We start from the raw sequence: 19,201 nt of genomic DNA on the forward strand, positions 1-19,201 counted from the left end.
GGGCCGCCACCCCTTAATCCCCGAGGAGTTGGTGTGGCGTCCACCGAACGCGGAGCCACCTACGGCGAGGTGTTCGCCGTCCGCGAGTTCCAGGTGCTGTTCGGCAGCTTCGCGCTGCTGGTCTCCGGCGACTCGATCAAGATGCTGGCGCTCTCGGTGCTGGTGTACGCGGAGAGCGGCTCGCCCGGCCTGGCCGCGGCCGCGTACATGGCGGGCTGGCTGCCGCACATCGCCGGCGGCATGTTCCTGCTGTCGCTGGCCGACCGGCTCCCGGCGCGGGGACTCATGGTGGCGGGCGAACTGGTCAGGGTCGCGGTGTGCCTGCTCCTGGCGTACGCCGGGCTGCCGGTGTGGGCGATGATCGTGCTGGTGCTGGCCACCGGCGTGTTCGCGCCGCTCTTCGGCGCGGCGCGCAGCGCCATGCTCCCGGACGTGCTGCCCGGGGACGCGTTCGTCCTGGGCCGGTCGCTGCTGGGCATGACCTCGGCCGGCGCCCAGATCGCCGGACTGGCGGTGGGCGGCGCCTTCCTGGCCACCACCGGCCCGCAGGGCGCGCTCGCGGCCACCGCCGCGCTGTCCGCGCTCGGCGCCCTGGTCCTCCGCTTCGGACTGCCCGGCCGCCGGCCCCGCCAGGCGTCCGCCCACGGGCGGGGCGCCGTGCGGACCACGCTGCGGGTGAACAGGACGCTGCTCGCCGACCGGCGGGTGCGCGGGCTGCTGCTGGCGTCCTGGACGCCGCCGCTCTGCCTGGCCGGGGCGGAGGCGATGATCGTGCCGTACCTGGGCGGTCAGGGGAAGGCCGGGGTGGTGCTGGCCGCGGCCGCCGCCGGGATGGCGGTGGGGGAGTTCGCCGTCGGGAGGTTCGCCGCGCCGGCGCTGCGGGAGCGGCTCTCGCTGCCGCTGGCCGTGCTGATGGGCGTGCCGTGGCTGGCGTTCCTGGCCGCGCCCGGCGTCGCGTGGTCCGCCGTGCTCGCCGCCGTCGCGGCGGGCTGCCTCGCCTACCAGCTGGGCCTGCAGCGCCGGTTCGTCGACGCGGTGCCCGAGGAGGTGCGCGGCCAGGCGTTCGGCCTGCTGTCCACGGGCCTCATGACCGGCCAGGCGGTGGGCGCGGCCCTCGTCGGCGTCGCCGGTGAGCTGCTCACGCCCCGCCTCGGGATCGTCGTCGCGGGCGTCGCCGGCGTCCTCGCCGCCCTCGCGCTCTTCCGCCCCCTCCGCCCCGAACCGCCCGCCCCCGCCGCGCCGCCCGCCGCGCCGCCCGCCGCGAGCCCCGCCGCCCGGACCCCGTGAACCGGCTTACGGCGGCAGCTCGCCCGAGCCGCGGCGGACCAGCGCCACCGGCAGGACGGGATGCTCGGCCGGCCCGCCGTCGCCCGACAGCCGGCGGAAGAGCAGCTCGGCCGCCACCCGCCCCATCCGCGCCGGATCCTGCGCGACCACCGTCACGGCCGGCCGCAGCAGGTCCGCCAGCTCGAAGTCGTCGAACCCCACCAGCGCCGTAGGCCGTCCCGCCAGCACGCGCAGCGCGGTCACCGTGAGCCGCCCGTTGCCGGTGAACAGCGCCGTCGGCGGCCGGTCCAGGGCCAGCATCCGGTCGAGCGCCTCCCGTACGGAGTCGAGGGTGGGCGCCCGCATGGACACCAGCCGCTCGTCGTAGAGCCGGCCGAGCGCGGTCCGGTAGCCGTGCAGCCGCCGCGCGGCCGTGAAGATCGTGGGCTGGTCGCCGAGGAACGCGATCCTGCGGTGCCCGTGCGCCAGGAGGTGGCGGGTGGCCAGGGCGGCGCCGCCGGCGTTGTCGGCGAGCACGGTGTCGACGTCGAGGCCGGGCCCCGGCGGCCGGTCCACGAACACGGCCGGGGTGCCCGCGTCCAGCTCGGGCCGCAGGTAGGAGTGGTCGGCGCCGGCGGGCACCACGATCAGCCCGTCCACCCGCCGCGCGCAGAACGCCCGCACCAGCTCGTGTTCCCGCGCCGGGTCCTCGCTGGACGACGCGCTCAGCAGCAGGCAGCCGTGGGCCGCGGCCACGGACTCCACGGCCCGGCCCAGCCCTGCGTAGAACGGGTCGGCCACGTCCTCGATGACCAGCCCGACGGTGGAGGTCCGGCCCCGGCGCAGCACGCGGGCGCTCTCGTTGCGGCTGTAGCCGAGCCGGTCGATGGCCGCGCGCACCCGGTCGGCGGTCGCGGGGTGGACGCCGGGCTCGCCGTTGACCACGCGGGACACGGTCTTGAGCGCGACGCCCGCTGCCGAGGCGACGTCCTTCATCGTCGGTCTCACGTCTAGGATCCTTTCTCACCGCGCAGTGCCGGACAACGTTGTCAACCCACTGTGCGAAGGGAGGAGCCCCATGTCGTTCAGGTCCGCGCTGCTCGTCGCCGGTTTCGTGCTGGCCGCGCTGAACCTCCGGCCCGCCATCGCGGGGATCTCGCCCCTCCTCGACGAGATCATGACCGACCTCGGGCTCACCCCCGCCGCCGGCGGCGGCATCGCCACGGTCATGGTGATCTGCTTGGGCGTGTTCGGGCCGCTCGCGCCGCTGCTCGCCCGCCGCATCGGCCTGGACCGCACGCTGCTGGCCGGCCTGCTGGTGCTGGCGCTCGGCCTGCTGCTGCGCGTGCTGGACGGCGCCCCGGTCCTGTACGCGGGCTCGGCCATCGCGGCGACGGCCATCGCGGTGATGAACGTGATCATGCCCGCGATCGTCAAGCAGCACTTCCCCGGCCGGGTGAACCTGCTCACCGGCGTCTACTCCTCGGCCATCGTCGGCGGCGCGGCGGGCGGCTCGGCCCTGGTCATCCCCCTGGAGCGGGCCACCGGCCACGACTGGCGCGGCGTGTCGGCGCTCATGGCGGTGCCGGCCGTGGCGGCCGCCCTGCTCTGGCTGCCGCAGGCGTTCGGCAGGCAGGCGGCGCCGCAACAGGGCCCGCGGCCCATCCGGGCCATCCTGCGCAGCCCGCTGACCTGGCAGATCACGGCCTGGATGGGGCTGCAGTCTGCGAGCTTCTACATCATGCTGGCCTGGCTGCCGAAGATCTTCCTGGACGCCGGCCTGCCCGCCGACCAGGCGGGCTACCTGCTCGGGCTGACGACCCTGGTCCAGGTGGCCGCCACGCTGGGGGTGCCGGTGCTGGCCGGGCGGCGGGCGTCGCAGGTCCCGTACGTGATGGCGGCGGGGGTGCTGACGGGCGCGGGCTACCTGGCGGTGCTGGTGGCGCCGACGACCGTGCCGTGGCTGTGGATGATCGTGCTGGGCATCGGGCAGGGGGCGTCGTTCGCGCTGGCGCTGCTGATCATCGCGCTGCGGCCGGCCGACCCGGCGTCCGTGACGGCGCTGTCCGCGGTGGCGCAGTCGGTCGGGTACGTGATCGCGGCGCTCGGGCCGCTGCTGTTCGGGTATCTGGCCCAGATGTCCGGAGGCTGGTCGGTGCCGCTGATGGCCGGGCTGGGCGTGGTGGGCGCGCAGCTCGTCAGTGGCTGGTTCGCGGGACGCCCTGCTACCTTAGGTAAGCCTAACTAGGGGGTTCCTGCGTGCTGACCGAGGTGCTCGAACGCGCCGCCGCCGCACGCGGTGGCGTGCTGGGGGTGGAGCCCGGCCTGGTCATCGAGCCCGACGAGAGCTGGACGGCCGTCGCCGAGCTGGTGCGCGAGCCGTACGTCCCGCTGGGCGAGCTGGTCGACGAGACGGCGGCGCGCTGGAACGCGCCGCGCCACGTCGGCGCGGCCCTGTTCTGGAAGACCTACGGCTACTGGCACACGATGCCGATGGCGCTCGGCTGGGCGCTGGACGGGCGGGTGCCGATCATGAAGCTGGCGGACACGTACGTCAGGCGCTCCGACGCCGGGGTGACGGTCGCGGCCACCCGCGTGAGCTGGGCGGAGGGCGCGGAGGCGATCCGTGAGGCGCTGGAGGAGTCGCAGCGGCCCCTGGTCAGGGCGCTCGGCGCGCTGGCCCGGGTGGGGGAGCGGACCCTGTGGGGCTCGACGGCCGAGGCGTTCGCGCACCCGCTGACCGAGCTGGTGCCCGGCGACTACATGGAGCTGCTCAGGCGGATCGGCAAGCCGGTGGACGGCCTGATCGAGCCGGCCGGCGACGGCTTCTTCCGCCGGACCTGCTGCCTGTGGGTGACGCTGCCGGACGCCGAGGCGTGCGGGACCTGCTGCGTGCTGCGGACGTCCGACGCGGCGTGACCGTGGTGTGACCGCGTGGTCACCGGAATGTCGGCGGCACGGTCTATCGTGACGGGATGCCCCGCAAGCGAGCGACGATCCGCGAGGTGGCGCGGGCGACCGGCCTGTCACCCGCCGCCGTCTCCTACGCCCTGCGCGGCATCCAGGTCTCCCCGCAGACCGTCGAGCGGGTCCGCGCGGTCGCGGCCGAGCTGGGCTACGAGGCCGATCCGATCGCCCGCGCCCTGGCCAGCGGGCGCACCGGCATGATCGGCCTGCTCTGCGGCTCGCTCGAAGACCTCTGGCAGCAGTCGCTGGCCGTGGGCATCAGCCGGGGCCTGCGCGAGCACGACCGCTACGCCCTCATCCTCGACGCCGTCGGCGACCCCGCGCGCGAGCAGGCCCTGGCCCAGCAGCTGCGCGACCAGCGCGTCGACGGCCTCATCGTGCAGCCGCTCGACCCGGCCGCGCCGTTCTGGCCGGAGCTGTGCGCGTCGCTGCCGGTGGTGGCGATCGGCGACTCGCTGCGCGGCACCGCCGCCGAGGTGATCTTCGACAACCGGCGCGGCGTCACCCTCGCGCTCGAACACCTGCGCTCGCAGGGCCACCGCCGCGTCGGCGTGCTCACCCCGACCCGGCCCAGCACCCCCGACCGCCCGGCCGACGTGCACGTCATGGCCGAGGCCGAGCGGCTCGGCCTCCACATCGAGATGGCCAGCGCCGCCCACGGCCCGTCCGGCGCCACGCGGGCCGCCCGCGACCTGCTGACCGGCGCCCGGCCCAGCGCCGTCTTCTGCTTCGCCGACTCGATCGCCTACGGCGTCTACGCCGCCGCCCGCGACCTGGGGCTGTCCATCCCGGGCGACGTCTCGGTGATGGGCTACGACGACCATCCGATGTCGGGGCTGCTCACGCCGGGGCTGGCCACCGTCGACTGGAACATCGACGGCATCGTCTCCGCGTCCGTCCGGCTCATGAGCGAGGCGGCAGACGGGCGGGGTGAGCGCCGGCGCGTCGTCCAGCGACCCACCCTGCGGGAGCGTGGTTCGGTGGCCGACCTCAGTCTCCGTCGGGGATGAGCCAGCTGAGCAGCCAGGTCACCACGCTGACGATGATCGCGCCGACGAACGCGTCCGGCCAGAAGGCGTCGACGTGGAAGGGGATGTCCAGCTGGCCCGCGACCCAGCTGGTCAGCAGCAGCATGGCGGCGTTGATGACCAGGAGGAACAGCCCCAGGGTGAGCACGATCAGCGCGCACCCGAGGCCCTTCACGATGGGCTTGACGATGGCGTTGATGATGCCGAAGATCAGCGCGACGATCAGGAGCGTGCCCCAGTAGGTCGCGGAGTTCTCCGGCGCGGTCACGTCGATGCCGTCGATGAACTGGACCGCCACCCAGAGCGCGACCGCGGCCGCCAGGGTTCTGATGATGAATCTCACGCTGCTTGATCCTCCCACTGACCGTGCCGGACCGATAGGCCGAGGCTGGTTTCGATGCGTTACCGCCCCGCTCACTGGGGAAAGAGGGGCTTCTACCAGGAAGGAGCGAGATGGACGCCACCGGACTCGAAACGCTGTCGGACAGCGAACTGCACGAGCGGGCCGTGCGCTACGCCGTCCGCCACGGGGACCTCGGGTTCCTGTGGAACCTGCTCAAGGTGATCCCCGCCGCCGAGGCGGCCACCGGCCACCACAGCGAGACGACGGCCGACCTCACCCGCGTGTCGGCGCTGCTCAGCGACGCGATCACGGCGGGTGAGGGAAACCTGGGGGCGGCGCTCCGCCCGGTCTACCTGGAATACCTGCGCGAGCACCCCGACGCCTAGCCGGCGAGCAGCGTGCCCGCTCCGCTGTAGGCGGCCAGTCCGGGAGTGCCGAAGAGCTGCCCGTCGAGGTCCACGATCAAGGTCTGGTACGGTCCCTCGGCGGCCAGTCCGGTGGCGAAGCGCCGGGCGACGACCGGGCCCATCGCGTACATGGCGGTGGCGTAGGCGTCCGCCACGCCCAGGTCGGGGCCGAGCACGGTGACGGAGGACAGGTCCTGCCGGGGCTCGCCCGTACGGGGGTCCACGATCTTGGCGCGGCCGGAGGTCGCGACGGCCACGTCGTGCGCGAACAGGACCCGGCGCACCGCGCCGGTGCGCGGGTCGCGGACGCCGACGCGCCAGCGCCTGCCCGGGGAGACCGAGCCGCGCACCCGGATGTCGCCGCCGGCGTCGATGAGGTGGTCGACGGCGCCCGCCTGCGTCAGCGCCCGTGACAGGCGTTCCAGCGCCCAGCCCTTGATGTAGCCGGACGGGTCCACCTTGCCGTTGATCCGGGCGTCGAACCAGCCGTCGGTCGCGGCGCTCATCTCGTCGCACCGGTGCAGCACCTCGACGATCTCCGGCACCTGGCGCAGGGTCTGACCCCGGTTGAGCCGGCCGATCTGGCTGTCCTCGTCGTCCGGGTCGAACGTCTCCTCCACCCAGCGCAGCCACCTGAACGCGTGGTCCAGCACGGGAGCCAGCTCCCGTGACGGCAGGGCGGTGCGGATGTCGACGCTGACGTGCGCGCCCATGAACTGTCCGGCGCGGGCGGTACCGGGGAAAGCCATCACCTTTGCCTCCTTAGACCAGTAACACTCTCATAACAGAGGTAATGTCGTCCTAAACCGAAACCCCTGCTTGACCGGTCCTTTACCGGTTCCTTGCGGTGTGAACCTGTGTGCCGGGGACGGCCAGCCTGGACAGCGCGCCTCGCACGTACCGCTGGAAGTGCCGCGGACCGGCGAGGATCACCTCGCGCTCGGCGATGTCCGGCACCTGCCTGCTCAGGCCGGAGGCGCTCAGCCGCTCCTTGGCCCGCGGGTCGTGCTCGGCGCCGACCACCAGCACCACGCCGTGGCGATCCCGCAGGTCGAGCAGTTCGGCGGTGACCCGGTCGGTGCGGTAGACGGCGACGGTGTCGGCGCCCCCGCCGGCGAGCAGCCGCCGCAGCGCGGCCGGCTCCAGCCCGGCGGCGATGAGCACGGTGCCCCTGGTACGCCGCTTGGCGTGCCGGTTGGTGCGCCGATCGAGGACGCCTGCCGCCATCGCCGCGGCCATCGCGTACACGGCGAGAGCCGCGCCGGTGACCGGGGAGGCGTAGCCGAGCCGGTGGGCGGCCAGCGGCGCGCACACCCCGAGCAGGAAGAGCACAGGACCGAGGACGTTCCGCTCGCTGGCCATGACAGCCACCATGCGTGCCGAAGATGAGAGCCGGGTGAGTAGGGTCTAAATCATGGCTAACGTGCGGGTTGAGCGGACCGAGGACGGCGGTTTCCTGGCGACGAACGCCAGAGGCGCCGAGGTGCGGATGGGCGGCGGGACGGACGAGGGCGTGTTCACCCCCGTCGAGCTGCTCCTGGCGGCGCTGGGCGGGTGCCACATCGTCACCGTCGAGCCGCTGACGGCCAAGCGGGGCCAGCGCCTGGTGCGCCTGGCCATGGAGATCTCCGCCGACAAGGCCGAGCCCAACCGGCTCGGGCCCATCACCGTCCGCTACGACGTCGAGCTGCCCTCGGAGGAGGCCGACGAGGTGTTCAGGGCGGTGGCGCACCGGGTGCACGAGAAGTACTGCACCGTGGGGCGTTCGCTGGAAGAGGGCACCGAGGTCCGGTTGGACATCCCGTAGCCCTGATTAAACGGATATTCGACTGCGTTATGACGCGGTCGTTGCATAGGCCCCGGTAGCGTCGTAGACAGGTCGGAAGCAGTGCGACCGACCGAGGACCTACACCGAAAAAGCAGACGGCGGAGGGGGACCGCTCGTCTGCGGCGCGGGACCGCCGGGGCTTTTGGGGGAAAGCCGCCGGCCTGGACCGCCAACCGGATCGGGGTCGGGCAGATTTGGGGGAACTGCCCGGCCCCGATCTCATGCGTATCGGGCCCCCGTCTCCGCGTATCCGGGCTCGCGAGCCGGCCGCCCCGATCAGCCGGTCCAAGCGGTGCGTATCGTACGGTCCCGTGACGAAAGTGCTCATCGACTGCGATCCCGGCATCGACGACGCCATGGCGCTGGCCCTCGCGGCGGGCGCCCCGGGCCTGGAGCTCGTGGGCGTGACGACCGTGGGCGGCAACGCCGACCTGGCGGTGACCACCAGGAACGCCCTGGCGCTCCGGGAGTTCCTGGACCTCGGCGACATCCCGGTCGCCCCCGGCAGCCCCGGCGCCCTCCTGCACCCCGTGGTGCGCGCCGGCCACGTGCACGGCCCCACAGGACTCGGCGACGCCGTGCTGCCCGAGCCGGTGCGCGCCGCGGCCGACGGGCACGCGGTCGACCTCATCATCGACACCCTGCGCGCCGCCCCCGGCGAGGTCACGCTCATCGCGATCGGCCCGCTCACCAACCTCGCGCTCGCCGTGCGCAAGGAGCCGCGCGTCGTGGAGTGGGCCCGCGACCTCGTCATCATGGGCGGCTCCTGGACCCGCGGCAACCACAACCCCGCCGCCGAGTTCAACATGCTCGCCGACCCCGAGGCCGCCGCCATCGTCTTCGAGTCCGGCTGGACGGTGCGGATGCTGGGCCTGGACGTGACCCTGACGGCCGTCATCAACGCCGAGGTGCTGGACCGCATGCGCCCGCTCGGCCGTCTGGCCGAGCTCCTGGTCCCGGCCGCCACCGCGTACGGCACGGTCACCGCCGACGCCGGCCCGGCCGTCCACGACGCGTGCGCGGTGGCGTACGCGATGGACCCGACCCTGGTGACGATGACGCCGGCGGTGGTGAACGTGGAGACCAGGGGTGAGTACACGCGGGGCATGACCGTCGTGGACTTCCGGACGGACGGCCGCGCCCCCAACGCGCTGGTCGGCACCCGCCTGGAGGTGGACCGCTTCTGGGACGCGGTGCTGGCCGCGTACGGGAGGCTGGCGGAGCGCCTCGGCTGATCCACGCGTGGTGCGGGCAGTACGCGGTGGCTGATAGAGTTACACGTGTTGCGGGCGCCGCTAGCTCAGTTGGTCAGAGCAGCTGACTCTTAATCAGCGGGTCCGGGGTTCGAGTCCCTGGCGGCGCACCACCGGGAAACCCAAGCCACTGGTCGGCTTGGGTTTTTCTCGTTCCTGGACCGGTGCGGCCGGTCCGCCCGATGAGTCTTTGCCCGTGAGCTGCCCGGAGTTGAGGGCATGGGGGGAAGAGGCTCATCAAAGGAGAGGAACGGTGACATGACTGATGTTTCCGGTCAGGGGTCCGGCCCGGAGGACCAGCGGCGGATCCTGACGAACCGGCAGGGGCACCCTGTCTACGACAACCAGAACCAGCGGACGGTCGGCGCTCGCGGCCCCGCGACGCTCGAGAACTACCAGTTCCTGGAGAAGATCAGCCACTTCGACCGGGAGCGCATCCCCGAGCGGGTCGTGCACGCCCGGGGCGTCACCGCTTTCGGCTACTTCGAGGCGTACGGGAAGATCGGCGACGAGCCGGTCAGCCGCTACACCCGGGCGAAGCTGTTCCAGGAGGCGGGCAAGCGGACCGACGTGGCGCTGCGGTTCTCCACCGTCATCGGCGGTCGCGACTCGGCGGAGACGGCCCGCGACCCTCGGGGGTTCGCGGTCAAGTTCTACACCGAGGACGGCAACTGGGACCTGGTGGGCAACAACCTGGCCGTGTTCTTCATCCGGGACGCGATCAAGTTCCCCGACGTGATCCACTCGCTCAAGCCCGACCCGGTGACGTTCCGCCAGGAGCCGAACCGGATCTTCGACTTCATGTCGCAGACGCCCGAGAGCATGCACATGCTGGTCAACCTGTTCAGCCCGCGCGGCATCCCGGCGGACTACCGCCACATGCAGGGGTTCGGCGTCAACACCTACAAGTGGGTCAACCAGCAGGGCGAGACCGTGCTGGTCAAGTACCACTGGATGCCCAAGCAGGGCGTGCGCAGCATGACCGAGGCGGACGCGGCGGCGATCCAGGCCAACGACCTCGGCCACGCGACCCGCGACCTGCACGAGGCGATCGAGCGGGGCGACTACCCCGAGTGGGAGCTGCTCGTCCAGATCATGAGCGACGACGAGCATCCCGAGCTGGACTTCGACCCGCTCGACGACACCAAGCTGTGGCCGGAGAACGAGTTCCCCGCCCGGCCGGTCGGGCGCCTGGTGCTCAACCGCAACGTGTCCAACAACTTCGCCGAGAACGAGCAGATCTCGTTCGGCACCGGTGTGCTGGTCGACGGGCTGGACTTCTCCGACGACAAGATGCTGGTCGGCCGGACGTTCTCGTACAGCGACACGCAGCGCTACCGGGTCGGCCCGAACTACCTGCAGCTGCCGGTCAACCAGGCGAAGAACGCGGAGATCAACACCAACCAGCGCGACGGCCAGATGACGTACTTCGTCGACACCGCCGGTGAGTCGCCGCACATCAACTACGAGCCGTCGCTGCTCGACGGGCTGCGCGAGGCCGAGTACCCGACCGTGGACGAGGAGGGGCCGGTCCTCAGCGGGCGGCTGACCCGCAAGCGCATCCCGAGGACCAACGACTACACCCAGGCCGGGCAGCGTTTCCGGCTCATGGAGGACTGGGAGCGCGACGACCTGGTCCTCAACTTCGTGACGAACCTCAAGCAGTGCGACCGGCGCATCGCCGAGCGCATGGTCTGGCACTTCCTCATGGTCGACGACGAACTGGGCCTGCGCGTGGGCGAGGGACTCGGCATCACGCCCGACGACGTCAAGCACCTCAAGCCGCTCGCGACCCAGGACCTGACCAAGGAGGAGCAGGAGCGCCTGGCCAACCTGGGCCGGAACGGGCCGCGCGAGGTGGGGGACCTCAAGATGACGCACTGCGTGCCCAACGAGCGGGCCGCGCACGCCGAGAGGTAGTCACCCCAGGCGGCGGAGCAGGGCCTGCTTCGCCGCGCTGAACTCCTCGTCCGTCAGCACGCCCTGGCGGTGCAGCTCGCCGAGCTCCGACAGGTGACGCAGGATCGTCTCCGTCTCCGCCGTCGTGTTCGGCGGCGGCGGGGGGAGCTCGGCGGGCCCGCGCGGGATGCGGGCCAGGACGGCCGCCGCCACCAGGCAGGTCGTCCCGCCGAAGCGCTGCATCCCCCACGCCACGCAGCGCGGGTCCTTCTGCGGCTGCTTGAGCGGCCCTTCGCCCTTGGGGTGGAAGCGCAGGACGCCGTGGCTGATGCCGGTCTGCGGCTTCCACTCCACGCCCGTCAGGTCCGTCACCGCGAACTCCTGCGGACCCGCCTCCTCCTTGGACGTCGAGGCGAACCCGGTCCACTCGATGCGGACGCGCTCCCCGTCGAAGCTGACCGTGCCGTCGCCCGCGGTCGCGGTGATCGGCACGGCGGGGCCGGGCAGCAGGAACTCCTCGCACGGCCCCGCCGGGGTCTGCCAGACCGTGAGGCTGTCGCGGATCTCGTCGGCGAAGTACTCGGCCGCGCCGGTGCGGTCCTTCGGGATCTGCAGCCGGTACGGGTCGGCGGGCGCGGTGAGGGAGCCCGCCACCGCGTCGGTCAGCGGGTCGGCCCCCTTGCGCAGCCGCAGCCGCAGGTGGCCGCCCTTGCGCGCGGGCTCGAACGTGACCCCCGCGATCGCCTCCAGCGGGATGACCAGCTCGCCCAGCGTCTTCCGCACCTCGTGCACGTCGCGCCCGCTGCCGGGCACGACCCTCAGGGTCTCGCCGTTGAACGTCCACACCCCGTCGGCAAGTGCGATCTCAGCCATGATTGCCAGCCTAGTGGGGCGAAACGGTCACGCACCGCGCTGATCGGCTCCGGCCGGCCGCTACCGGCTGACCCCGTCGGCTGAGCGCTCCAGCAGCGTCAGGTCGGCGCGGGTGGGCAGGCTCTCCCAGTCGCCCTGCGAGGTGACCGCGAACGCCCCGGCCGCGCAGGCCGTGCGCAGCCGCTGGTCGGGCTCGGCGCCCTCCAGCCAGTCGGCCAGCCATCCGGCGGCGAACGCGTCGCCCGCGCCCACCGGGTCCACCGCGGTCACCTGGTAGGCCGGCGCCCGGCGGCAGACCCCGTCGGACCACTCGACCGCGCCCCGCGACCCCAGCTTGACCAGCACGTGCCGCGGCCCCAGCGCCGCCAGCGCCGCCGCCGTCGCGGCCGGGTCGTCCCGCGGGGCGTCGGCGGCGATCAGGCGGGCCTCGTCCGCGGTGGCGAACAGCACGTCCACCCGCCCCGCCACCTCGCGCAGCCATGCGCCCGCCGCGTCCTGGCTCCACAGCGCCCTGCGGTAGTTGACGTCCAGCGACACCGGCACCCCCGCGTCCCGCGCCTCCTCCACGGCGTGCCGTACGGTCGCGCGGGCGGACTCCGACAGGGCCGGGGTGATCGCCGTGACGTGCAGCACCCGCGCGCCCCTGATCAGGGCGGGGTCCAGGTCCTCTGGCCGCAGGCGGGAGCCGGCGCTGCCCGCGCGGTAGTAGCGCACGTCGACGTGGTCGGCCGTACGCCTGCCCTTGATCATCAGCCCGGTCTGCGCCTCCAGGTCGGGGAGGGCCCGCACGTCCACGCCCTCGCCCGTGAGGGCCGAGCGGATGAGGTCACCGAACTCGTCGGCGCCCACCCGGCCCACCCAGCAGGCCGAGCGGCCCAGCCGGGTCACCCCGACCGCCAGGTTGGACTCGGCGCCGCCGAGCCCCAGGTCGAAGTCGCGGGCGAAGCGCAGCGGGCCGGTGCGGCGGGAGACGAACAGGGCCATCGTCTCGCCGAAGGTCACCAGGTCCGGCGCGGGATCGAGTTCGGGCACGGGCAGAAACCTATTTCGGCGCGGGCCCGTACGCCAGCGGCTCGTCGAGGCTCACCCCGCGCAGAGCTTCCCGTTCAGGGTCTGGCGTGTGGGCGGAAGGGGGAGCGGGGGCGGGAGAAGGCGGCGCCGAGCCGCTCGGCCGTCCGGCGGGCGTCCCGGAGGGCGACGGACGCGGCCAACGCGGCGGCGGCCACGGCCGCCGCCGACGGCCACCGTAACCCGGGCCGGCGGGGCCGAAAGGGTGGGAGGCAGGCCGGCGCCCAGGAGCGGGTCTCCTCGCGCGGCTGGTCGAGCCAGCCGCGCAGGCGCGGCCAGGCGTGGAAGAGCGCGCGGCTGGCCGGGGCCAGGCGGTCGCCGGTGACGGCCACCAGCGTGCCGGCCTCCGCGCGGGTGGGCGGGACGGCGACGCCGGGCCGGACCAGCAGCCCCGACTCCAGCAGCCGGGAGATCACCGGCTCGACGGGCCCGTGGCCGACGACCGGCGCCGTGCCGGAGTCCAGCTCCACCAGCAGGTCCCTCAGCCGGGCCCGATCGCCGGCGGTCAAGGACGCGTACAGCTCCTCCGCCACCTCGCCCAGGGCGGGCGGCCCAGGCAGCGGCGGCACCCGGGCCGGCGTCGGAATCAGCAGGCCGGCGGCGCCGGGACGGGACGCCGGGTCCTTGGACAGGGCGCGCGCCACCGGGTCGCGCAGCCGGCACGGGAGCACGGTCACGTCCGGGTCGCAGGACAGCAGGCGGTGCATGACCTCGCCCATGGACCCGCCCCGGAACGGGTCCTCGCCCGTGGCCGCGAACAGCACCAGCGCCCCCCAGGCGAACACGTCGCCCGCCGCCCCAGGCCGCGTGCCCGTGACGACCTCGGGGGCGAGGTAGGTGCGGGCGCAGCCGACCGCGCCGGGCCCGCCGGGGCAGACGACCTTCGGCCCGTCGCCGGTGAGCAGCACCTTGCCGGGCCGCAGGTCGCCGTGGGTCAGGCCGGCGGCGTGCAGGCAGGAGAGCGCGGACGCCACGGCGGTGGCCAGCGCGACCAGTTGCTCGCCCGCGTACGGGCCGCGCAGGGCGACCGCCTCGCGCAGGGACGTCCCGCACGCGTACTCGCTGACCACGTAGGGGAACGGCCCGCCGGGCCGGACGTCGACCACGCCGGCCAGGTGCGGGTGGGTCACGGGCCGGAGGCGGGGGAGCGGGCCGCGCGGGACCCGGACCGCGAAGCGGCGGCCGGCGTCGTCGTAGGCGTCGTAGACCACGCCGTGCCGGCCCGCGCCGATCCGCCCCGCCAGCCAGTAGCCGCCGAGCTTCTCGGGATCGCCAGGCACCGAACGCATCATCAGAAGGCTTAGACGCGGCCGGACGCGCATTGGTTGCGCAGGGCTCCCGGGCACCACAGGCCCCCCGCGCGCCTCGGGGAGCCCGTGGGTGATGATCATTATGTCAGGAAGTCAGATCTTGAAAGCCAGTCGGGCCGCAGCACGGACATCACCACGGCGTCGTGCCAGGCGCCCTCCCAGCGCAGGGCGTCGCGGAGCCGGCCCTCCTCGACGAAACCCAGCTTCTTGTAGACGTGCCGGGCCCGGTCGTTGAACGCGAACACCTCCAGGCTGATCCGGTGCAGCGGCGTGGTGCCGAAGGCGTGGCCGAGGGTGAGCGCGATGGCCTCGGTGCCGTACCCCTTGCCGAAGGCCCGCGCGCCGATCAGCGCGATGCGCAGGTTGCACGACAGGTTGGCCGGGTCGACCTCGTTGAGCACCACCTCGCCGACGTACTCGCCGCCGGCCTCGATGGCCAGGTCGAGGCGGTCGGGCTGGTCACCCCTGGTGGCGCACCAGCGGCGGCACGCCTCAGGGTCGAAGGCGGCGTGCGAGCCGGTCAGCCGCCGCACCTCCGGATCGGAGACCAGCGCGTACAGACCGTCGGCGTGCTCGGGCCCGACCGGCCGCAGCGTCACCCGCTCGCCGGTCAGGACAGGTTTCTCGGAGAACATCGCCCCTGGTTATCAGCCCTGGCCGGCGGCGGGCAAGCCGATATCGCGCAACACGGCCGCCAGCACCTCCTCCGGTTTCGACGCGCCCACGTCGTACGTCAGATCCGCCACCTCCCGGAAATGGCCCTCGCGCCGGGCGCGCATGTCGGCCGGGGAGAAGCCGGGCCGGTGGTCACTGGAGCGCATCCGTTCGGCGAGCACCGCGTCCTCCGCGTCGAGCCAGATGACCAGCGCCTCGCGCATCGCCTCTCGGGCCGGCGCGCTCTCCACCGTGCTGGCCGCGGCGGCGACCACCTTCGGCTCGCCGGCGAGCTCCTGGACCAGATGCTCGGCCTCCCGCGCGTGCAGCACGTCGACCCCCTCACGGGCGGCGAACTCGGCGGCGCTGCCCCCGTACTTCTCCTTCAGAAAGGGGTCGCTGTCGCTGAAAGGAAGCCCGAGAGCACCGGCGATGAGGCGGCCTACCGTGCTTTTACCGCTTCCCATCAGCCCTATCACCACGATGGGTTTGATTTTCGTCATGTGGATAGAGGTTCCTCGTGTCAAGGAGGTAAATCAAATGACCATCGCCGGAAGCATCATCCTCATCATGCTCGGCGCGATCCTGACGTGGGCCGTCGAATTCGATCTCGCCGGTGTGGACATCAATGTCGTCGGTGTGATCATCATGCTCGGTGGGCTGGTCGGGCTCCTGTTCGCGCTCTACCGGATCCAGGTTGCCCGCAGGGCGGTCGGCCCCATCGAGGAGCCGGTCCATCGTCACGAGATCTACGAGGAGCCCGAGGCACGCAGGACGACCGTGTACGAGGAGCGTCGCCGCTACGACGAGCCGCCGTTGTAAGGAGGAGGTGGGCCGCGCATGCCGGCCAGAGAGGAACTCCCGTCCACCGTCCGCCGCTCCCCGAAGAAGGCGCAGGACACGTGGATGAAGGCGCACGACTCGGCCGTCGAGACGTACGGCGAGGGCCGGCGCGCCCACATGACGGCTTTCTCCGCGCTGAAGCACTCCTTCGAGAAGGTGGGCGACCACTGGGAGCCGAAGGCGGAGAAGGGGCCGTCGGACAAGGGCGCGACGGACCGCTCGGGACGTACGGCGGAGGGCGTCGACGCCAACGCCAGCAAGGAGCACCTGCGGCGCGTGGCCGCCGAGCTGGACATCAGCGGTCGTTCGAAGATGAACAAGCAGGAGCTCGTGGACGCCATCAAGAAGGCCAACAGGAAGGCGACCGCCAAGGCGCGTCGCTGATCCGCACCGCGTGGGGCGGGCCGGTCGCCGGGAAGGCGGCCGGCCCGGTCCCATGCGGAGACTCGGCTCGGCCCGCCGCCCCGGGTGGAGCCCTCAGATCAGTCCCTTGACGGCCGCGACGATGGCGTGGCGGTCGACGCGCGCGTCGGCGAGCTGCTCCTGCGGCGTGGCGGAGCCGGGCATGCCCTGCACTGCCAGCTTCACCACCCGCGGCCCCAGCTCGCAGACCGCGTCCAGCACGGCGTCGCCGAGACCGCCTTCTGGCCGGTGGTCCTCCACCGTGATGAGGTTGCCGGTCGTGGTCGCCGCCTCCACCAGCACCGCCCTGTCGATCGGCTTGACCGAGTACATGTCGAGCACGCCGACCCGCACCCCGTCGTCGGCCAGCGTGTCGGCGGCGGCCAGCGCCTCGTGCACGGTGATCCCCGCGGCGACGACCGTGGCCCGGTCCGACGGCGAGCGGCGCAGCACGCGCGAGCCGCCCACGGGGAAGCGCTCGCCGGGCGGGTGGATGACGGGCGTCGCGCCGCGCGTGGTGCGCAGGTACGACACGCCGGCCAGGTCCGCCATCTCCACGGTCAGGGCCGCCGCCTGGTTGGCGTCGCACGGGTAGAGGACGGTGCTGTCGTACACGGCCCGCATCATGGCCAGGTCCTCCAGCCCCATCTGGGACGGGCCGTCCTCGCCGATGGACACCCCGGCGTGCGAGCCGACCAGCCGGATCGGCGACCGGCTCACCGCGGCCATCCGGATGAAGTCGTACGCCCTGGTGAGGAAGGCGGCGAAGGTGGCCGCGTACGGGACCCAGCCGCGCGTGGCCATGCCCATGGCGGTGGCGACGAGCTGCTGCTCGGCGATGTACAGCTCGAAGAACCGCTCGGGGAACGCGTGCGCGAACTCCTCGGCCTTGGTCGAGTCGGCGACCTCGCCGTCGAGCGCCACCACGTCGCCGCGCGCGGCGCCCAGAGCGGCCAGGGCCTCGCCGTACGCGCTCCTGGTCGCCACCCGGTCGCCGACCTTGTACTCGGGGACGACCAGCTCGCCGCCCTCGAACCGCCGCGGCTCGGCCCAGCGCTCCGGGCGGCGCACCGTCACCCGCAGGTCGCGCCGGCCGCCGAGCTCCGCGACGGCCACGTCCGGGTCCTTCAGCGGCTTGCCGTGCTTGCCCTCGCGATCCTCGACCGCCCGCACGCCCGCGCCCTTGCGGGTCGCGGCCAGGATGGCGACGGGCCGGCCGCGAGTGCCGCGCGCCTGCTCCAGCGCCTCGTCGATCCGGCCGGGGTCGTGCCCGTCGATCTCGATCGTGTGCCAGCCGAACGCGCCGAACCTGCGCGCGTACGCCCCGGTGTCCCAGCCGTGCCGGGTGGGCCCGCGCTGGCCCAGGCGGTTGACGTCCACGATCAGCGTCAGGTTGTCCAGCCCCGTGTCGCCGGCCTGCTCCGCCGCCTCCCAGATGGAGCCTTCGGCCAGCTCGCTGTCGCCGCACAGCACCCACACCCGGTACGGTCCGCGCTCCAGCCGCCCGGCCATCGCGACGCCGACCCCGACGGGCAGGCCCTGGCCGAGCGAGCCGGTGGCCACGTCCACCCAGGGCAGCCTGGGCGTCGGATGCCCCTCCAGGCGGCTGCCGCGCTTCCGGAACGACAGCAGTTCGTCGTCGGTGATCACGCCCGCCGCCTTGAACAGGGAGTACAGCAGAGGCGAGGCGTGGCCCTTGGAGAAGATGAGATGGTCGTTCGCCGGGTTGCCGGGGTCCTCGAAGTCGTAGCGCAAATGGCGGGCGAGGAGCACCGCCATCAGATCGGCGGCGGACATCGACGACGTCGGGTGGCCGGAACCCGCCTCGGCGGCGGCTCTCACCGAGTCGACGCGCAGTTGCGCCGCCAGCTCGCCGAGAAACCGCAGATCTTGCTCAGCCATGGTTCCCTCCGATCGTTTCCGGGGGCGTCTACCCGTGGGGGAATGGGCGAATCGCGGGCCCGGTCCCGCGCGGAGAGCGCGAAACGGCCGTTCCGCTGTCCGGGGAACGGCCGTTCTGTGAAAAGAACCGGTTCTCTCAGGGGGAGGACTTCCTGGTCACGGCCGCGGCCGCCACCGCGCCGCCGGCCGCCAGGGTGAGCAGGACCGCGCGGCGATGCTGGGAGAGCCACAGCTGGAGGCTGCGCGCGTGCGGATGGCGGTGGCCGGAGTCGTCGCCATGGCCGGGGACCTCCTCGACCGGCTCCCACAGGTTCGCGGCATCGCCGGCGGGCTGCTCTTCGGACTGCTGCGCCCGGCCGGCGGTCCTGGCCAGGTAGTGGTCGACCAGGGCGGGGGCGACGCGCTGGGCCAGGAGGACGGCCGTGGTCCCGGCGCCGACCCAGTACTCCTTGCGTTCCGGGTGCGCGGCCGCGTGCACGATGCCCCGGGCGGCCACCTCCGGCTGGTGGACCGGGGGCTTCGGCCGCGGACGGCCGCCCGGCTCGGACGGCGTCCAGCCGAGGCGGGGCGCGTTCATCGCGGGGAGCTGGACCGTGGTGACCCGGATGCCGCTCCGCTCGGCCAGCAGCTCGGTGCGGAGCGACTCGGTGAAGCCCCGGATGGCGTGCTCGGCCCCGCAGTACGCCGACCGCAGCGGGACGGACCGGTGCGCCAGGGCCGAGCCCGTCTGCACGATCGTGCCCCGGTTCCTCGGCCGCATCAGGTCGAGGGCCACCCTGGTCCCCCAGACGTACCCCAGGTACGTGACCGCGGTCGTGCGCTCGTACTCCTCGGGGGAGATGTCGGTGAACCGGGCGGACACCGACGAGAACGCCGCGTTGATCCACACGTCGATCGGCCCCAGCTCGGCCTCGATCCGCTCGGCGGCCTTGCGCACCTGCTCGTAGTCGGCGACGTCCGCCTCGTACACCTGGCCGATGCCGCCGGCCGCGCCGACGTCCACCGCCGCCGCGCCGAGCCCCACGGCGCCGCGGGCGACCAGCGCCACCTTGGCGCCCTTGGCGCCGAGCTCGCGGACCACCGCCCGGCCCACACCGCCGCTCGCGCCCGTGACGACGACCACCCTGTCCTGGAGGATGTGGGGAGCCATGGGGGTGA

At 73.2% G+C, this 19,201-nt stretch carries 21 protein-coding genes and 1 tRNA gene; 11 read left to right on the forward strand and 11 right to left on the reverse strand.

Going from position 1 to position 19,201, the window contains the following annotated elements; all coding sequences use genetic code 11:
• The first annotated feature begins 33 nt into the window (after window positions 1–33).
• Entirely contained in the window at window positions 34–1,287 is a 1,254-nt protein-coding gene (locus ACQEUU_RS32780; protein ID WP_433073119.1) for an MFS transporter, read from the forward strand.
• A gap of 6 nt (window positions 1,288–1,293) precedes the next feature.
• Here ACQEUU_RS32780 and ACQEUU_RS32785 read toward each other — a convergent pair whose 3' ends face one another.
• The gene (locus ACQEUU_RS32785) at window positions 1,294–2,274 is read right to left on the reverse strand and encodes a LacI family DNA-binding transcriptional regulator (RefSeq protein ID WP_433073122.1); all 981 of its coding nucleotides are present in this window, start codon (window positions 2,272–2,274) and stop codon (window positions 1,294–1,296) included.
• A 70-nt stretch (window positions 2,275–2,344) separates the two neighbouring features.
• On the opposite strand from ACQEUU_RS32785, the gene ACQEUU_RS32790 reads away from it, so the two are divergent.
• Genes ACQEUU_RS32790 through ACQEUU_RS32800 form a run of 3 tightly spaced genes read left to right on the forward strand, consistent with a single transcriptional unit; the run spans window position 2,345 to window position 5,243 of the window.
• A complete protein-coding gene (locus tag ACQEUU_RS32790) occupies window positions 2,345–3,514 on the forward strand; it encodes a CynX/NimT family MFS transporter (protein ID WP_433073125.1) in 1,170 nt (389 codons plus the stop codon).
• Between the two features lie 11 nt (window positions 3,515–3,525).
• Window positions 3,526–4,185 (forward strand): hypothetical protein, encoded by a 660-nt coding sequence (locus tag ACQEUU_RS32795; protein ID WP_433073128.1) that lies wholly within the window; start codon window positions 3,526–3,528, stop codon window positions 4,183–4,185.
• Window positions 4,186–4,241: 56 nt separating this feature from the next.
• Window positions 4,242–5,243, forward strand: coding sequence for a LacI family DNA-binding transcriptional regulator (locus ACQEUU_RS32800; RefSeq protein WP_433073131.1), 1,002 nt, complete (start codon window positions 4,242–4,244; stop codon window positions 5,241–5,243).
• Here the strand turns inward: ACQEUU_RS32800 and ACQEUU_RS32805 are convergent.
• Window positions 5,224–5,604, reverse strand: coding sequence for a phage holin family protein (locus ACQEUU_RS32805; protein ID WP_433073133.1), 381 nt, complete (start codon window positions 5,602–5,604; stop codon window positions 5,224–5,226). The two genes, ACQEUU_RS32800 and ACQEUU_RS32805, sit on opposite strands and share 20 nt — an antisense overlap.
• Window positions 5,605–5,714: 110 nt before the next feature.
• Between ACQEUU_RS32805 and ACQEUU_RS32810 the strand changes: the two genes are divergently transcribed.
• Complete coding sequence (locus ACQEUU_RS32810; protein WP_270156836.1) at window positions 5,715–5,990, forward strand: hypothetical protein; 276 nt, start codon at window positions 5,715–5,717, stop codon at window positions 5,988–5,990.
• On the opposite strand, the gene ACQEUU_RS32815 is transcribed toward ACQEUU_RS32810, so the two are convergent.
• Entirely contained in the window at window positions 5,987–6,760 is a 774-nt protein-coding gene (locus ACQEUU_RS32815; protein ID WP_433073136.1) for an FAD:protein FMN transferase, read from the reverse strand. The two genes, ACQEUU_RS32810 and ACQEUU_RS32815, sit on opposite strands and share 4 nt — an antisense overlap.
• A gap of 82 nt (window positions 6,761–6,842) precedes the next feature.
• A complete protein-coding gene (locus ACQEUU_RS32820) occupies window positions 6,843–7,373 on the reverse strand; it encodes a hypothetical protein (RefSeq protein ID WP_433073138.1) in 531 nt (176 codons plus the stop codon).
• A gap of 52 nt (window positions 7,374–7,425) precedes the next feature.
• On the opposite strand from ACQEUU_RS32820, the gene ACQEUU_RS32825 reads away from it, so the two are divergent.
• The 4 genes from ACQEUU_RS32825 (at window position 7,426) to ACQEUU_RS32840 (ending at window position 11,012) form a co-directional block, all read left to right on the forward strand.
• Complete coding sequence (locus ACQEUU_RS32825; protein ID WP_433073141.1) at window positions 7,426–7,818, forward strand: OsmC family protein; 393 nt, start codon at window positions 7,426–7,428, stop codon at window positions 7,816–7,818.
• A 332-nt stretch (window positions 7,819–8,150) separates the two neighbouring features.
• Complete coding sequence (locus ACQEUU_RS32830) at window positions 8,151–9,074, forward strand: nucleoside hydrolase (RefSeq protein ID WP_433073144.1); 924 nt, start codon at window positions 8,151–8,153, stop codon at window positions 9,072–9,074.
• 54 nt (window positions 9,075–9,128) lie between these two features.
• Window positions 9,129–9,205 (forward strand) — tRNA-Lys (locus tag ACQEUU_RS32835).
• Between the two features lie 145 nt (window positions 9,206–9,350).
• A complete protein-coding gene (locus ACQEUU_RS32840) occupies window positions 9,351–11,012 on the forward strand; it encodes a catalase (protein ID WP_433073147.1) in 1,662 nt (553 codons plus the stop codon).
• On the opposite strand, the gene ACQEUU_RS32845 is transcribed toward ACQEUU_RS32840, so the two are convergent.
• From ACQEUU_RS32845 to ACQEUU_RS32865, 5 genes are all read right to left on the reverse strand, one after another.
• Window positions 11,013–11,864 carry a DUF4429 domain-containing protein gene (locus ACQEUU_RS32845; protein ID WP_433073150.1) on the reverse strand — a complete coding sequence of 284 codons (852 nt, stop codon included), beginning with the start codon at window positions 11,862–11,864 and terminating at the stop codon, window positions 11,013–11,015.
• A gap of 60 nt (window positions 11,865–11,924) precedes the next feature.
• The gene (locus ACQEUU_RS32850) at window positions 11,925–12,896 is read right to left on the reverse strand and encodes a sugar kinase (protein WP_433073153.1); all 972 of its coding nucleotides are present in this window, start codon (window positions 12,894–12,896) and stop codon (window positions 11,925–11,927) included.
• A 74-nt stretch (window positions 12,897–12,970) separates the two neighbouring features.
• A complete protein-coding gene (locus tag ACQEUU_RS32855; RefSeq protein WP_433073156.1) occupies window positions 12,971–14,212 on the reverse strand; it encodes a protein kinase domain-containing protein in 1,242 nt (413 codons plus the stop codon).
• 110 nt (window positions 14,213–14,322) lie between these two features.
• Entirely contained in the window at window positions 14,323–14,877 is a 555-nt protein-coding gene (locus ACQEUU_RS32860) for a GNAT family N-acetyltransferase (RefSeq protein WP_433073159.1), read from the reverse strand.
• A 12-nt stretch (window positions 14,878–14,889) separates the two neighbouring features.
• Window positions 14,890–15,399 (reverse strand): shikimate kinase, encoded by a 510-nt coding sequence (locus tag ACQEUU_RS32865; RefSeq protein ID WP_433073162.1) that lies wholly within the window; start codon window positions 15,397–15,399, stop codon window positions 14,890–14,892.
• Window positions 15,400–15,436: 37 nt separating this feature from the next.
• Here ACQEUU_RS32865 and ACQEUU_RS32870 point away from each other — a divergent pair, with 37 nt between their 5' ends.
• Both ACQEUU_RS32870 and ACQEUU_RS32875 read left to right on the forward strand, forming a co-directional pair.
• Entirely contained in the window at window positions 15,437–15,718 is a 282-nt protein-coding gene (locus ACQEUU_RS32870) for a DUF6458 family protein (protein ID WP_270156851.1), read from the forward strand.
• Window positions 15,719–15,736: 18 nt separating this feature from the next.
• The gene (locus ACQEUU_RS32875; RefSeq protein WP_433073166.1) at window positions 15,737–16,123 is read left to right on the forward strand and encodes a ChaB family protein; all 387 of its coding nucleotides are present in this window, start codon (window positions 15,737–15,739) and stop codon (window positions 16,121–16,123) included.
• Between the two features lie 93 nt (window positions 16,124–16,216).
• Here the strand turns inward: ACQEUU_RS32875 and ACQEUU_RS32880 are convergent, their stop codons facing one another.
• Entirely contained in the window at window positions 16,217–18,043 is a 1,827-nt protein-coding gene (locus ACQEUU_RS32880) for a transketolase (protein ID WP_433073169.1), read from the reverse strand.
• Between the two features lie 136 nt (window positions 18,044–18,179).
• Entirely contained in the window at window positions 18,180–19,193 is a 1,014-nt protein-coding gene (locus ACQEUU_RS32885) for an SDR family oxidoreductase (protein WP_433073172.1), read from the reverse strand.
• Between the last annotated feature and the right edge of the window lie 8 nt (window positions 19,194–19,201).

The sequence above is a fragment of the Nonomuraea sp. CA-218870 genome, from assembly GCF_050936535.1.
Lineage (GTDB): Bacteria > Actinomycetota > Actinomycetes > Streptosporangiales > Streptosporangiaceae > Nonomuraea > Nonomuraea corallina.